Origin of the sequence: Glutamicibacter sp. NPDC087344 (assembly GCF_044744225.1) — a bacterium.
Classification (GTDB): domain Bacteria; phylum Actinomycetota; class Actinomycetes; order Actinomycetales; family Micrococcaceae; genus Glutamicibacter.
Map to the genome: position 1 here is coordinate 128309 of NZ_JBIUXY010000011.1, position 16137 is coordinate 144445.

General features: G+C 54.1%; 10 protein-coding genes and 1 pseudogene. 8 read left to right on the plus strand and 3 right to left on the minus strand.

Annotated features, from left to right (window positions below; all coding sequences use genetic code 11):
* Window positions 1-465: 465 nt before the first annotated feature.
* The 8 genes from rpmH (at window position 466) to ACIOWL_RS17900 (ending at window position 6003) form a co-directional block, all read left to right on the plus strand.
* Complete coding sequence (rpmH, locus tag ACIOWL_RS17865; RefSeq protein WP_022892375.1) at window positions 466-603, plus strand: 50S ribosomal protein L34; 138 nt, start codon at window positions 466-468, stop codon at window positions 601-603.
* A gap of 62 nt (window positions 604-665) precedes the next feature.
* Window positions 666-1016 (plus strand): ribonuclease P protein component, encoded by a 351-nt coding sequence (gene rnpA / locus ACIOWL_RS17870; RefSeq protein WP_400388182.1) that lies wholly within the window; start codon window positions 666-668, stop codon window positions 1014-1016.
* A complete protein-coding gene (yidD, locus tag ACIOWL_RS17875; RefSeq protein WP_400388184.1) occupies window positions 1016-1393 on the plus strand; it encodes a membrane protein insertion efficiency factor YidD in 378 nt (125 codons plus the stop codon). Before rnpA ends, yidD begins: the two co-directional genes overlap by 1 nt.
* Window positions 1393-2358, plus strand: a complete 966-nt coding sequence (gene yidC, locus ACIOWL_RS17880; RefSeq protein ID WP_400388187.1) for a membrane protein insertase YidC — start codon at window positions 1393-1395, stop codon at window positions 2356-2358. Before yidD ends, yidC begins: the two co-directional genes overlap by 1 nt.
* A 2-nt stretch (window positions 2359-2360) precedes the next feature.
* The gene (locus tag ACIOWL_RS17885) at window positions 2361-2888 is read left to right on the plus strand and encodes a protein jag (protein ID WP_400388190.1); all 528 of its coding nucleotides are present in this window, start codon (window positions 2361-2363) and stop codon (window positions 2886-2888) included.
* A 45-nt stretch (window positions 2889-2933) separates the two neighbouring features.
* Window positions 2934-3575 (plus strand): 16S rRNA (guanine(527)-N(7))-methyltransferase RsmG, encoded by a 642-nt coding sequence (gene rsmG, locus ACIOWL_RS17890; protein ID WP_400388193.1) that lies wholly within the window; start codon window positions 2934-2936, stop codon window positions 3573-3575.
* A 151-nt stretch (window positions 3576-3726) separates the two neighbouring features.
* Window positions 3727-4656 carry a ParA family protein gene (locus ACIOWL_RS17895; protein WP_400388196.1) on the plus strand — a complete coding sequence of 310 codons (930 nt, stop codon included), beginning with the start codon at window positions 3727-3729 and terminating at the stop codon, window positions 4654-4656.
* Window positions 4657-4842: 186 nt separating this feature from the next.
* The gene (locus ACIOWL_RS17900; protein WP_400388198.1) at window positions 4843-6003 is read left to right on the plus strand and encodes a ParB/RepB/Spo0J family partition protein; all 1161 of its coding nucleotides are present in this window, start codon (window positions 4843-4845) and stop codon (window positions 6001-6003) included.
* 3682 nt (window positions 6004-9685) lie between these two features.
* On the opposite strand, the gene ACIOWL_RS17905 is transcribed toward ACIOWL_RS17900, so the two are convergent.
* From ACIOWL_RS17905 to istB, 3 genes and pseudogenes are all read right to left on the minus strand, one after another.
* Window positions 9686-9913, minus strand: coding sequence for a hypothetical protein (locus ACIOWL_RS17905; protein ID WP_400388201.1), 228 nt, complete (start codon window positions 9911-9913; stop codon window positions 9686-9688).
* Window positions 9914-10097: 184 nt separating this feature from the next.
* Window positions 10098-10418 (minus strand): hypothetical protein, encoded by a 321-nt coding sequence (locus tag ACIOWL_RS17910; protein WP_400388203.1) that lies wholly within the window; start codon window positions 10416-10418, stop codon window positions 10098-10100.
* A 3194-nt stretch (window positions 10419-13612) separates the two neighbouring features.
* Window positions 13613-14467: pseudogene (istB, locus tag ACIOWL_RS17915) on the minus strand (IS21-like element helper ATPase IstB).
* Window positions 14468-16137: the final 1670 nt, after the last annotated feature.

The window sequence follows — 16137 nt, forward strand, 5'->3', positions numbered from 1 at the left end:
TCTCAAAGGGTGCTGCGGATGCTGCTCAAGCGACAACATCATCTCTGATTCTATCCGTCATCCACATGGTTATGCACAGCTCGGTGGAAAAACCGGGTGTTTTGGTTGTGGAAAACCAGTTTTCCCATGAAATCAACTGTTTTTAAGCGTCGTATGACGTGGAGATACGTGCGCAGATGTGAACTTTCTTTCGTTGAGTCCACCAATAATCCACAACTTTGGGGTAGATTATTCACAGGCTAGCCCTGCCCGCTGAGACGGGGAGCTCAGCAGGTGCGCTAATTTGACCTGTCGCGCAGTTTTTTCTATTGTTATTTAGTCCTATGTGTGCGTTTTGCGACCTGCTCAGTACTCGAAGAGCCCGCGGAACCTCGCGTTTTTCAAAAATAAATGTGCGCCATCACGTTGTTATTCAGCTAGCTGACAACGGGTAGAGCGCATAACTAATCGTCTTGGAGTATCACCGTGAGCAAGCGGACTTTTCAGCCAAACAACCGTCGTCGTGCCAAGAAGCACGGTTTCCGTCTTCGTATGCGTACCCGCGCTGGCCGTGCCATCCTGTCGGCACGCCGTGGCAAGGGCCGCACCGAGCTGTCCGCATAAATTTGCGACACAGCTCTTGGCGACGTAGTTTTCTTGGACTCGGCTAAGAGTCAAGAAAACCCATGTTGCCAAAGAATCAGCGACTGCGCCTAGCGCAGGACCTTACAGCTACTGTACGTTCCGGTGTCCGAAGCGGACGCCGGAACGTCGTGCTATATGCACGCCCTCGAGCAGATGATGAATCGGGAGACAGGTTTGGATTTATTGTGTCCAAGGCTGTAGGTATTGCCGTTAAAAGGAACCTTGCAAAACGGAGGATGCGCGAAATCGCTCATGAACTTCGACGTGCGGATGGAAATCTGGACATCGTGGTCCGTGCCCTGCCAGGAGCAGCGGAAGCCTCTTGGGAAGAACTCCACGCGCAGGTATCTTCGGCATTTGCCTCAGCGGTCCGAAAGACCGAGGCCCGCTGATGCGTACTGATTCAGCGCCCCGAACCGGTGTGGTGTGGTTTGTTATCGACATTCCACGCAACATCCTGATCGGCCTGCTCAAGCTTTACCGAAAAATCATTTCGCCGTTGTATGGCGATGTATGCAGATATTTCCCCAGCTGTTCTGCCTATGGGCTCGAAGCAGTCACTGAGCACGGTGCCGTAAAAGGTGTCGGGCTAACTGTATGGCGAATCCTCCGGTGCAATCCGTGGTCCCACGGAGGCGTCGACCACGTTCCCAAGGGACCGAGGATTTGGCCTGACGGTAAACTGCCGAGGATCATAGTTCTGAATCATCCTGTGATTCCCGACGATGTAGACGCCGCGGATAGCGGCCGCAAGGAGCGCGACCTCTGATGAACAACTTTCTAGACACGATATTGACTCCGTTCACGTACGCGGTGTCGTGGGTTCTGTGGGCCTTCCACGAACTGTTCTCGCTCATCGGAATGGACCCCAACTCGGGTGTCACTTGGACGCTGTCCATCATCTTCCTGGTGCTGTTGATTCGTACCTTGCTGATCCCGGTCTTCGTCAAGCAGATTAAGTCGCAGCGCGCCATGCAGGCCCTGCAGCCGGACCTCCGGAAGCTGCAGGCAAAGTACAAGGGCAAGACCGACCAAATGTCGCGTCAGGCCATGGTGCAAGAACAGCAGGCACTGTTCAAGAAGCACAAGACCAACCCGCTGTCTTCATGCTTGCCGTTGCTGATCCAGATGCCATTCTTCTTCGCACTGTTCCGAGTGCTGAACAATGCGTCGCACGCAAGTGAAAACAGCCAGTCCGTTGGCGCGCTGTCGGTTGAAAACATCCGCAGCTTCGATGCCGCGACCATCTTTGGCGCTCCGCTGTCTGAAACCTTCCTTGGTACCTTCAACTCGGGGAATACCAACTGGTCCGTTGTCATTGTTGCCGTGATCATGATCCTGGCCATGATCGCTTCGCAGTTCTTCACCCAGCGTCAGCTGATGACCAAAAACATGAGTGCCGAAGCCCTGCAGGGCCCATTCATGCAGCAGCAGAAGATGATGCTCTACATCCTGCCGTTGGTCTTCGGTATTGGTGGCATCAACTTCCCAATCGGTGTGCTGATCTACTGGACCGCTACCAACCTGTGGACCCTCGGCCAGCAGTACTGGGTCATTCATAACAACCCGACTCCAGGTTCGGAAGCAGAGCGCGAACTCAATGCTCGCCGCGCCGCGAAGGGTCTGCCTCCAGTTGGTCAGAAGAAGACCGACGAAACCGAACAGACCGCTATTGAGCAGCCAAAGGGCCAGCGCGAGCAGCCACAGCGTAAGAACCGCCGGAAGAAGAAGTAGCCATGACTGCAGCTGAAAATATCGAAGTGGACAACCTGAAAAACCAGACTGAGTCCGACCAGGAAGTTTTGGATGAGGGCGACGTCGCTGCCGACTACCTCGAAGAGCTTCTGGACATCGCGGACCTCGATGGCGACATCGACATTGAGATCCGCGGTGGACGCACCTACATCTCGATCGTTACCGATGAAGAGGGCGCGGATCTCAGCAGCCTGGTCGGTGCCGATGGAGAGGTTCTTGACGCACTTCAGGAACTGACTCGTTTAGTGGTTCTCAACGCCACTGGTGAGCGCTCGAGGCTTGTCCTGGACATCGCTGGCTACCGTTCGGATCGTGCAGAACAACTGCGTGAGATCGCCGAGGAAGCTATTCAAAAGGCACGCGAGACCGGTGAGGATGTTCACCTGAAACCAATGAGCGCTTACGAGCGTAAGTTGGTCCATGATGTCATCGCCGACGCCGGACTGCACTCCGAGTCCGAGGGCGAGTCAGGCCGTCGACACATTGTTGTTTCGACGCTGGACAACTAAGCTGCGCTGATCGCAAGCGTACTTGAACAACCAAAGGACCATGCAATGACTGAGGATCTCAGCCTCACCGCCGAAGAGGCACTCGCCGCCGAAAAGATCTTCGGCGATCGACTTGATCTTGCCAAGCGCTACGTCGATCACCTGGCGACTTCGGGTATTGAACGTGGACTGCTCGGCCCGCGTGAGGTTCCGCGTCTATGGTCGCGCCATGTGCTGAATTGCGCAGTCATCGAGTCGGTTATGGAGCAGGACGCCGAGGTGGCCGACGTAGGCTCCGGTGCGGGCCTCCCAGGGCTCTGCCTGGCCATTGCCCGTCCGGACCTGAACTTGACGCTTATCGAGCCTCTGGAGCGCCGCTGCATCTGGCTCTCAGAGGTTATCGATGACCTCGGGCTCACGAATGTCACTGTGATGCGTGGGCGCGCGGAACAGATGGTTGATGTCGTCAATGCCCGGTACGTCACTGCACGTGCCGTCTCAGCGCTGACCAACCTAGCCGGGCTGACGATCCCGTTGTTGCATGGTGAAGGGGAGCTCATCGCCATCAAGGGGCGTTCGGCTGCCGAAGAAATCGATAAAGCTTCAAAGGCGATCCGCAAGCTCGGGGGCAAAAAAACCGAGGTATTGGTGATCGGTGAAGGACTGCTGAACGAACCTACTACGGTGGTTCGTATCAAGGTTGGCTAGCCCAACACGTTAGGCTTAAAGCAGCTTTAGTTGCGACAACCACTGAAAGTTGATTGCAAACGTAAAGACTTGTTTTGAATGTTTCACGTGAAACATTGTCGATGACAGTCAGAAATTGCGACTGCATCATTTCATGAGGAGGAGATTCACCTTGTCTAAGACCAAGGATTCGTCGAGCAGTGTTTTTGACTTCAACGACTCTTCCTCGCCGTTAGCCAGCCAGCTGGCGAGCGAACATCGTCGACGCGAAGCTTTGGAGGCCCGTAAGGTGCCTAAGCCTGACAAGACCCGTTATTTCACGATCTCAAACCAAAAAGGTGGAGTCGGCAAGACGACAACCACCGTCAACCTAGCCGCGGCCTTGGCCAAGGGTGGTTTGAACGTCCTGGTGATCGATATTGACCCTCAGGGAAATGCTTCGACCGCATTGGGCATCGAACACCATGCCGAAGTTGACAGCATCTACGACGTACTCATTAATGATGTCGCCTTGGTTGATGTTGTTGCCACTTGTCCAGACCTTCCATCGTTGCAGGTTGCTCCGGCAACAATTCACCTCGCTGGTGCTGAAATTGAGTTGGTTTCGCTCGTAGCCAGGGAGCAACGACTGCAGCGTGCACTTGATGACTATGCGCGAACTCGTCAGCGTCTGGGCCAGCCGCGGCTGGACTACGTATTTATCGATTGCCCGCCCAGCTTGGGTCTGCTGACCGTTAATGCATTCGTTGCCGCTAGGGAAGTGCTCATTCCTATCCAGTGTGAGTACTATGCACTCGAGGGACTTAGCCAGTTGCTGAAGAACATTGAAATGATTCAGAAGCATCTAAATTCCCGTTTGACCGTTTCCACGATCTTGTTGACGATGTATGACGGTCGAACGAACCTGGCCGCTCAAGTGGCCAATGAGGTCCGCGAGCATTTTCCGGAGCAGGTGCTTGGTGCAGTGATTCCTCGATCGGTACGCATTTCAGAAGCGCCCAGTTACCAGCAGACGGTAATTACCTACGATCCAAACTCTACTGGTGCCCTTTCCTACTCGGAGGCGGCTCAGGAAATTGCCGAACGTGGTGTTAAGGGCTAAGGGAAAGCCGATCAGAAGCTGGAAGCAGGAAAACTCCTGCTTCTAGTTGTTTAACGGTAGTTTATTGCACGGCGTTGGCGCGTGACGGAAACGTGCGTTCAACTAAGGGAGTACGTCCCAACTCCTATGCCAGCTAACAGTAGACTAGTCATGGGCTGAGATTCGGGTTGAAAGGGCGTGCGATAAATGGTTGAGAAAAAACGTGGCTTGGGTAGGGGACTGGGTGCGCTGATTTCAAGCTCACCCGTATCGGCTGCACCGGATGAGAAGGAAGATGTTTCACGTGAAACATCTGCGCCTGAAGCGGTTGCACCTCCTAAAGCTAAACCAGCACGACCCGTGGATATGTTTTTCGAACCCGGTCGAAAATCATCTTCTTCAACTGCATCAAGTACAACACCACGCCCTGCAAAGAAAACTCGGGCCACGATGCCGGGACTTACTTCCACCGTTGCTCCAACTAAGCCGAAGGCCGTGGAGCCTCAACCTGTTCAAGTAGAGGTTGAAGTGGAAGCGGATGGGCTTATCGAGGTTCCTGGCGCTCGTTTCGCTGAACTTGATGTCAAATCGATTCATCCGAATCGGAAGCAGCCGCGAACCAATTTCGACCAGGATCACATGGATGAACTGGTCCATTCCATCCGAGAAATTGGGCTCTTGCAACCGATTGTGGTTCGCCCATCGAGGGAAGATGACGAGGCGCCTTATGAGCTCGTCATGGGTGAACGCCGTTGGCGTGCGACCCAGGAAGCCGGCCTTTCAAAAATCCCGGCGATCATTCGTGATACGCAAGATACCGACCTCCTTCGAGATGCACTTCTTGAAAACCTTCATCGTTCACAACTTAATCCGCTAGAAGAAGCCGCTGCCTACGCGCAGCTACTGGAAGAGTTCAACTGTACCCAAGAGGTACTTTCCGATCGTATCGGACGGTCACGCTCACAGATTTCAAACACTATCCGCCTTCTGAAACTCCCTGCATTGGTGCAGCGCAGAGTTGCTGCTGGAGTTCTCTCAGCGGGTCACGCAAGGGCACTGCTTGGGCTTTCCAACAATGAGGCCATTGAGCAGTTGGCTCAGAGAATTATTAGTGAGGGCCTGTCCGTACGAGCCACCGAAGAGGCTGTGGCTCTGAGTGGAGATAAGCCTAAACCCAAGGGGCGCAAGGTTCGTGAAACCCAGCGCAACGAACGACTGGATTTCATTGCGACCTCCCTGGCAGACAGGCTAGATACAAACGTCAAGATCCAGCTAGGCAGTCGCAAGGGGAAGGTGAGCATCGAGTTCGCTTCCGTAGAAGACCTCAATCGAATCATGGAAGTTCTTGATCCGAAGGTAAATCCCTAAACACTGACAGGGGAGAGGGTGCATGTTTCACGTGAAACATGCACCCTCTTCGCATGAGCGGTGGCAGTATCTAAGCCAGTGGCAGCGGGCGAGGCTGTTGATGAACCACCATTGAGTGCAAACTGAAATGGCGACCATGGAACCACGCAAGGTTTGGAGAGGGACGCCTTGATTCATCTGCTATCGTGATCGTTCCACGAAAGCAGGGCATAGGGTCTGTCGGCGCGTAGCACCCGTATGGTCAACGCTCCCGGTAATCGGGGCGAAAGAGAATAGCTACTCGACGACGCGGTTTTCTCTCACGGTTTGTCAATGACAGGCTATCTACACGGTCCTGCTGCTGGCTCCTAACGAACGTGGATAATGCCCGCAGCAACTAAATACAAGCCTGCTCACGGTCAGCAACGGGGTCCACTGTCGGACAACTGAATCGCCACGCACGGCAAACAACAAGTGTCCCCTGACTCAATAATCACACAACCTCCCGCCACTAGAGCAAAGCCACAGGATGAGCGCTGACAGGTAAAGATGGAACCCCGTTCATCGCATGACCAAGCGAGAAAACCCGCGCTGCAGCACATTTGATGGTTGCTCGCATGGCCCCGTCGCCAAGCACGCCAAGGCCTGAGATGAAAGAGACCTCAACGGACCTAGGCAAGACCCTGCTGCGAAGAATATGTCGACAGTGCCCACGAACTGATAGTTAGCGTTCCTCGGCATCTGACCACTCCACACGATGCGTCATGGTAGACGCAAAAATGGATCATCTGGCGGACCGTCCAGGTCTGTAGCTTCAATACGCTCCCGGGTTCGGCTGGGCCAATGGCGGGACGAAAATCGGTTTATTCGTAGCATTGCTAGTCTGATTGCGACTCTTCCCGGTCACCGATTTGCACGGCCGGCAAAGAGCTGCCATGAATACGGCACTGGCCCTCACGTTGGTGGCATGCAAATCTTTGAAGCGCCCGGAGTGCTGTGCAAGCCTGTGGGCAACTCACTGCGCCATTCACCCTGAAGGGGCGCTGAGTGGCCGTGGAAGCGCCTGAGGACGATGGGTTGCCACGGAATTGGTCAATGTTGTAAGCGGAGCCATAGCGACCGTTGACGACAGTTTTGAGTGAGGTCAGTATGGTTTCGAAGTGGACCTTGATGAACACTTACAGGAGCGCACGTTCCCTCGTCCCGGGAATTCACTGTGCCAGACAGTCTGGGCAGACGCGGTGGGGGGAGAGTCTCCGAACAATACTGATTCTCCTATTTAGCAGAGATTAATTGGGTCATGTTTAGCGGGTCAGTTCGAGTGGATTCCTCTAAGAAATACGTCCAGGGATCCCGTCAGTGAAATTTGCGCGATTCAATCAGAAATTTGGAGGTCAGATCTCCGGGGGTGAAAAACCAAAGCCAGGCATCTATTGGACCAGCATTTCGGCCAGATCACCGCCGAGCCAGTCACCCATTTGATAGATAACGTGGCGGTGAAGATAAAACCGTATGCTGGTGAAACGATCTGGTGTGGTCCGCCTGAACAGGCCTCAGTATTGCCACGCAGAGTCATTTTTTGGCATCATTACTCATTGCCCGGTCAGTGGAGAAGCGGTGCTGTCCGCGCACGTGTTGGCCGAGGCGGGCAGTACGTTGACGGAGTTCTCTGATAGGGCGGACTGCTGTCGTTGCCAGGGTTCCTCCTACTGAGAATTTTGGCAGTAGGCAGTTTTGTTGGGCATCAGTCGGCGGGAGTCCCTGACTATTGTTAGCTACCAAACCAATAGAGTACCGAGTCGGAATCACGAACGGCTTTTGAACGACGGAAAAATTCATCGGGCATCAGAGACAAAACCGTATCAAGGCAAGAATGTCAGTTGTGGTCTCCAGCCATCTCTGGAAATTCGTCGTTTCACTCGGTTGCCGGGCCCCCGGCATCTAGCGAAGGGTTGCGTCAATGTGCAGTTCTCTAGATAGTCGCCTTCATTGTCGAGCAGGCCAAAGATGCACTCGGCGGTGCGTCGTTGTCTGAAAGAGAGAGTTCCTCGACTTCCCGCGACCAGCACAAAATGGTGGCGTCGTGAGCGGCGACCTCTACCTGAAATGATCGGGATGTCGGAACTTACACGCAATCGCCCTGCCTGGAGGACGCTAAGCAGTTCTTGGTGGGACACGGGCATCTCCACTTTCATGAGTGGACCTTCCCGACGCAGAGCAAATAGGGTTTTGTGTTCTGCATCGTTTGGAAACTTAGTGGCACATTGATGAGACCAAGTCTTTTTTAGTGTGCTTGCCAGCTGGCTGGTGGTTCCTTCTGCCTGCGCGGGGAACCGGTTCAGCGGCTCGAGTTCGTGGTAGATCGCGACGCCATTCATCAAACAAACTCCGCCGCTTCTCGGGTCACCTTCACTCAGGGAATGGCACCCAAGGGGCCTACGGTGACTTGAATAGCCAGGGAAGACATCGTCGTACAGCGACGACATGTTTCATCAAGCCAATACCTCCGGGAACATGCGTATGCTGCCTCAGATGAAGACTTCCGCGAAATAGAGAACTCATGGTGCTGCCATCCTCACTTGCAAGGCCGGAGAACTGGAGTTCAAAACTGGTAATCGTTCAAGCCTTCCGGCGAGCTTCATGGATCTGCTCGGACTAAGTCATGACACGAATAGGTAGCTAGCGCTAGCAGCGTGGATCACGCTGACTATGAGGACACGTTCAGAAACCGTTAAATGCCACCGGGATGCGGAACCAAAGGCAGCCGATACTAGACGTTCCTGCTCCACAAGCCTGCTGTAGACGGTGCTTAGTTCGACACCACTGTTGACGATGACAAGGATCAGAAGCACCAACTGCCTCACTGGCCAATGCGTGAGTAGCCGTCAGGAGGATTGAAACCATGCACGTCAATACTCCCTTGTTCGCTGTCGTGCTGACGCCCAGGTGAAGTGCCTGCCACAAGAGATGGCAAAACAAGACTCGGGGGGAGTGGGTAATCTGCGAGATGGTTTCAAATGGCAATATTGGTGTCTCTAGTAGCACCGAACCTTCACCTGTTAAATCCCCATACTTGAAACCATCAGTCCACGTACCCGGTGTGTAATCTCGGGCCATCGAATCCACATACCGTGTACTGCCTGCGGGTAGTCCATTTGTGATCCTCTGGTCAATGGCATCGTCACAGCCGTTGAACGTCATGCGATCTCAAGGAGACCGCGATGGCAGGCTACCGAGTCATTGTGCCGATACGGATCCAAGGACGCAGCTATGCCCAGATCACCGCAACCCAGCAATACGATCGACGAGAACGATACGTAAGAGTGCTTACGTAATTGCCTGGGTGACCTTCTCAATGAATCAGAGACGCTCGAGCAGGTTCTAGAGAACTCAATTGCTCTAGGAAGCCGTGTAAGCGCACTAGGTGCGCAGCCTGAAGCTGTGGATCTTATCGATACACTGCGAGCCTGAGACAGAACAGCGTTTGAAGACGGATTCGTAACTGCTCTAATGCAGCATGTTTGCCATGAAGAGTACTGTTCCGGCAGTAATCAGACATAACGCAGGAATCCCGAGCCATCTGGTCAGTTTCACGACTTCGTTGGTATTAGGTCGCGACTGGCCAATAATGCTGGCACTAAGAAATAATCCTGCTCCAGCAAGCATGCAGATAATCCCATACAACACGTAAGTCGTCATGAGGTTAGGCCACCTCCACTAGTTCGATCTTTTTATCCTTTGCTGCTTGCTTCGAGGGGGAAGCGATATGAGCGGTATAGGCAAAGAACAGTCCAGAGAAAAATACGGTGAATATCCCAAGAGACTGACAAGCTAACGAGGCAGGAGGTTCAGCAAGCATCCAAGGCATAAACGTAATGAGAGAACCTAGAATCAGCCCAAACGCAGTGAACTTTACATATGGCTTTTTCATAGTGTCTCCTAACAAATTTTGCTATCGATATAAGCCTCGAGAGCTGAAAAGGAGCCAGCTACCGCTGCTAGCCCGCCGAGTTGTGCTCCAGATAGAGCAACCCCTCCGATTACAACGCTTCCACCGCCGGTGGCAACTGCCGCCGCTGGCAGGGCAACGGCACCGATACCGAAGAGAACCGCTGCTAGCGAAGTAGCGCACCAAGAAGCTGCTGCAGGGAAGCAACTGAAGAATTTCCAACGGTAGAAAAATTCAACTGACCATTATTACTGGTGATCTTGAATTCTTGGCCGGTCGGCGACGAGTACGTGAAAGATTCACCATCTTTTAAAGATTGCATCTTCTCGGCTAAGCGAGTGATTTCTGACTGCTCGGACACGCTTGCAGTAGTTTGCCCAGAAGAACTGATAGTTGGTACTGCATTCGCTGGCATGCTCATTGTCGTAATAAGCGCAGCTGAAGCAGTAAAAGCAACTGATGAAGAGATGAACTTACCGAATGACATGTATGTATATAGCCCATCTAACGAGTTTAACTCTTACAAAGACCTTACACTTCATCAAGATTGGTTGTAAATCATACTTTCGTAGGAGGGCAAGGCCCGCAGTTGAAGAGCCCGCAAAGCGATCTCACACGTGCATGCGATCGACGGTTCAGTGGGCCAAAACTCTCAGTACGAAGCACACTAACCGATCCGGAGCTTATCTATAGGAAACATCTGATTTGGCTTCGCTGAGTACCTCGACTGGTATTTCAGAATCATGCTCGTCCGAATGCCTGGGCGACTCTCTCGTCGACTCGGCGACGCTAGACGCATTTGCGTGGTGCTGGATAGGGCATTGGATCATTTACCCTGGAAAGTCTGCCTTGTGAGCTTGAAGCGCGTCCTGTGGCCACCCCGTGAGCTTATGAACGCGCTGCGAGAGTTGATATTCCTTGAGATCGTTCTCGTCGGTGCGCGCCAGTACTTGCGAGATCCGCCCTCGGGTGACGCCTGCAGCGTCTGTGATCAACGAGGGTGGAAGTTCACCCGGGGCAGATTGACGTTCAGCTTGCTCTAGAAGCCCGCGATCTCCGCGGCCGACGAAGTGAATGTTCGATGGTTTGAGAGCTGATATCGCGGTTCAGAGCCACCCGTTATTGCAGATCTGAGCCACCCAGTATTCCCCGTCAGAGCCACCGCACGGCGTACCCGGAACGCCACCGAGTTTCGTTTCTTGGGTCTGGCCGAATGGTGCGCCGACCTGGCACCTTTTCAACCGCAAGCAAGCCGCGGACGAATGCATGGCTTCACCACTGCTTTTGGTCACCACGAGCGATGCTGCAGGTACAGCGGTCCCGTCCGTGTCAACGCCGACCGGCGACATTAGACTCACCTCCTGCTGCAGCGGACCAAGGTCAATGACCTTTACGAAGACGGTACCTGAAGTGCCGGTTGCGGCCAACGGGTTCCAGGCCAGTGGGCCAAGGCGCTCCTGGCGTATTCGGTCTGCAGTCTGGTGGAAGCGATAGCCTGTTCCTCATCGCCGGCGATACGGCTCAGTTGAGTCTTCGCTTCCTCACGCTTACCGTAGCCAGGACTGTCGTTGCCGATGCGCAGAAAAAGCTCGTTCGACTTCTTGTATCTTTCTCTGCTGCGCGTCGTGGCAAAGCCACTGCGGAAGATCCGAAGGCTTACCGTGCTGAAACCTCTGTCTATTCGTTCCGATACCACTCTGGTCTACAGGCATTAGTTCGTTTCTCTTGCTGTTGGAGCGGCTGCCCGTCTCACTCGCAGGCGCGTGTTTGTCGAGATACGTGTGGAGTGGCTCAGACGAACAATATTGGGTGGCTCTGGAGGGGAATAACGTTGTTTCCAGCGGGTGGCTCTGAACCGTAATATTGGTGGCTCTCAACGAGTCCAATATTCAGACGCCAAATATTTCGTTTGAGCGCAACCCGATATTCCCAGGCAGAGCCACTAAATATTCTCGTTCAGAGCCACCGCCAAAGTTGTCCACTTCGAATACCGAGCATTCTGCCTGAGGCTGGCTCTGTGCCCTAGGTACATCGAGCCGGTACCAGCTCAAGAGGCAGCCTCAATCAATGGCTCGAGGAAACTCCAGTGAGAGCCTGCACTCACCTCGCCGGGTGCCTCAGTTGGGGTATGCCCGTCCGTATCAGCGTCGAACCTGGCCCCGCGCTCGATCCCGTCAAGAGGATGCGTCACCCCGAAGGGCAACGACCTTGCGATGACGGTACAGGAGGTGTCGGTCGCAGCCCGTAACGGCAATTCCAGTGACTTCAGATCTCTTCCGGCGTATGCGGCCTGCAGGAACGTCTAGGTCTGTCCGCAACTGTTTCACCAACGGCGGTGGCTGATCCGGTGTCTCAACGTGCTCTCACGGTTCGGTAGCCAACGGGAGCTAGTACCTGCGAGCCTGTGCCCGCTCACCAGATGCTTCGACCAGTTCGCACACAGTTCGTTGAATGTCGTTGTGGGTAGGGGAGCGCAGCCACGTGCACTGCATGTCTCGGCTGGCGTTGCTGACCTCTGACGGTGTTTCGTTTTGGGTTCGTTTCCGACTACTAAAGTCGCGGCTTCTCAGCGCATTGGAATGCTTTCTTTGCTGCTCGGAGTACGTGTGAGGTGGCTCTGACGGAGAATATCGGGTGGCTCTGAACCGCAATATTGCTGGAGCTCAGAGAGTCTGAAATTTACTCCACGTTCTGATAATCGATGCGACCCAGGCCAGGTAGCAAACGCGCGCCATCATCTTTTGATGCCGTGAAAATGATCGTGATGTCCATCGGCGCTTCGAAAGAACTCCCTTCGTCTTGTTGCGTATCGAGCAGCTCGATTCACATCGGATACGGATATCGCTGATGAGTAGGATTCGACAGCACACTCAACGGTTAGAACCTCCTGAGCGTCCGACTGGGACTGCTATGAATTTTTGCCTTGCCGCGGCATACAGATCCAGCTCAGCTCATAGCTTTGGTGTGAGGCCAAGGCCTCGAGGTGGAGGTGGTTAGAAACCTCAGCCACATGAGTCACGCTCAAACAGAAACTCTGCCCTGTCATTTTGCACGTAGGTTCTGGGTTCCCGCCCAGTTCGAAAATGCGGCTGCGGTGTGGCATCAGATCCTGGGGGATAGGCCATCGCTGACGTCGTCGCGCCAGCTGGTGAACCAAACAGGCTCATTAGAGATCCTAGAATCCGCTATTTCCAATGTGGTGAGTAATGGTGATCCTTTGCGTACGCGTGAATGTCATCCTCTTGGTGCTGATCAACTGTCAGCGGCGACGACAACCTGGACTCTCAATGGAGCCTCATCATGTTAGGCAACTGAAATGCTCAACCCAAGAATGCAATGGCAACTTGGCCATCTTGGAGATTGCCAGCTGTTGCCAACGATGGGCTGCGCAACCGAGACCATAGCCAAGCGGTAGCCTCCACGTCGTATGTCGACAATTACTAGTCGCACTTTCCTAGCGGTGGATTACGTCCCAACCGGCATGATGAGGGTCGTAGCTTTGGCCCCTGAAGTAACTATTCTTGAGCTGCGCCAGGTATGTCGTTCAAGTACTAAGGCACACGGTTCTAGATGTGAGGACCTAAACCGATGACTATGGTCGGCAGAGAGGTCATCTGCTTGTCGGCGGATGTTGAAAAGTGAACACTTTCGGAACCCGAAAAATGAACAGTTAAGAGCAGTCTAAACCTGCCGCTGCTCCGCCGCTACCGACGGCAAAGTCTCAAACGACTGCTCCTTCAAACGGTACGAACTACCTTTCAAAGCGAAGACTTCCGCATGATGAACAATCCGATCGATCATCGCCGCCGCCACCACCTGATCCCCAAACACTGTGCCCCATCCCGAGAACGGCAAATTGCTGGTCAGGATCAACGAACACTGCTCATAACGGGACGAGACCAACTGGAAGAACAAGTTCACCGCTTCCTGCTCGAAGGGCAGATATCCGACCTCGTCAACAATGATCAGCCCATACCTTCGAAGCCTGACCAATTCAGCAGGCAACCGATCCGAATTGTGAGCCTAGCTCAGCCGCTGCACCCATCCCACCGCGGTATCGAAAAGCACCCGATGCCCAGTCTTCGCCGCCGCGATGCCCAAGGCGATGGCCAAATGCGTCTTACCGGTCCCCGGAGGGCCGAGCAACACGATGTTGCGTCCTTCGTGCAAATACGTGCCGCGGGCAAGCCCCAGAATCTGATCCCGCACCGCCGGTTGCATGGCCCAGTCAAACTCATCCAGCGTCTTGGACGCCCCGAACCCTGCGGCCCGTATCCGGTGTCTCGCCCCGGACGCGTTGCGGGCCACGACTTCCTGCTCGAGCACTGCCGCGAGGTATTCTTCGTGAGTCCAACCGCTGGTTCTGGCCTGTTCGGCAATCCTGGCGTAGGACTGGGCAATCCTCGGTACCTCCGACGACAAGGGCGATTCTGCTGGAGAATGCGAGTAGGAACTTTGAACATGAATCCGATTAGCTGTGACCTCCGAATAGCTAACCGTACGCGAGGTGCCGTAGGTATGACGTACTGAGTTCACGATGGGGGAGGGAAACGAACATTCCCATGCCCGCAATAGCTATAGGTGAGCGTGGTTCGGCGCAGAAAATTTTACAAGGCACTCGGTGAAATCATTGGTGAGTGCAGATCCTAGTAACGTCTTAGAAATTGTGCCTACGTCCTCAGACGCTGATCGCGCGAATCCATGAAGGTGCTGCCTAGGGGAGAACCCAGGATGACATTTGGGGGTTTCGAAATGCAGAATCGCAAACACACGAGACAACGTGGCCAGTGGGCTCTGGGGTCGTTGCTCGCGCGGCTGGTGCGAATCGTCCTCTTACATGACTGTGGAGTGCCACTGTAGTTGCTTGAACGATCCTGGTTCATCGGGCTGGTCGGCAGGCATAGGCGCGCACCGGGGGAGCGGCTTCAAATAACCTGCCAAGTTTGAAGACGACATCGCGTTCCAGTTCATTGCCCGGGACTATCTGATCCTCGTCATGAAGGTAGCTGACTGGAATCCAGTGGGGCTGTGGAGAGCGGCCACACGAGAGGCCGCGCAAAGACTACCCGAGCGCTTTGAGCGGTTGTTTCAGCCGAGTCCGATGTTTTGGATAGTTCTAGCTACTCGACGTGTGGTCCAACATGCTTGATGACACCGCGCAATCCACTTGTCTCCACATGGATTCGTCGGCGCCCAAGGGATGAGCCTGACATCGGTTTCTGCTCTCGCCTAAGGTCGTAGGAAGCTCTGATCTGCTGTGGCTTTCGAGGACAACTTTGAGGCGGGAAGCTTCCCAGTTCACTGGTTCTGTTGTGTCGTGATGTTTCACGTGAAACACGAAAAGCGCCTGAGCGCTCGAAGCATGCGGCACTCGAGGGGCTACGCGTGAACCTGTGCTGATGTTTCACGTGAAACATGAAGGCCGCCAGGATGCTCGAAGTCTATGGTTTTCAGGGGGGACTGCGCATGAACCTGCATTGATGTTTCACGTGAAACATTGCGACTTCTGAATCGTGGAACCCTGCTGCATGTTTCACGTGAAACAACGACCGTTGACCATAAGCCGTCGTCATGAGACCTGCATTTAGAACCCAAGCATCCGGCGTTACCGGACCCTAGTTCGAGAAACGGGGAGAGAGGATATTTTTGCCCACGTGCGCTTGGAGTCGCCAGCGATGGGGTAGAACTATGGGTGCCCTGAGATGAAACGTGTCGACATGAAGCTCTGGACCGTCGCACTAACTGGCATCCGAACCGGACTTATCCCTGGCTGGAGTCGCGAACACGAGGACACCGAGAGGCTCCTCGGGGGAATGGGCCGACTCCAAACGCCGAGTAGCGCCTGCTGGAAGCGAGTTCGACTTTCCAGCGTAGCGAGCAGCGCCCCTGATCTTATAGGCCTTATGACGAGTTCGTGATCCCAGAATATTTCCATACGCCAGTGAGTGCAGGACAACTTTTTGTTTCGGAGCAACGACTCGACTGCTCCGTAGTTTTCGTTTCACTGGCATTCCTGCACCCTTCTGGGACGCGACTGAAACCGCGAAGAACTACACCAAGGGCCAAGCGTAGCCCGTTGGCTCAACCTACGGATCTTCCACGCAGGAACAATGAGCTGTCATGATGTTATGAGACACGCGTTAGTAGGAGAATGAGTGCATGTCCAAACGTCAGAAGTTCACCCCGCAGTTCCGTGCAGAAGCAAT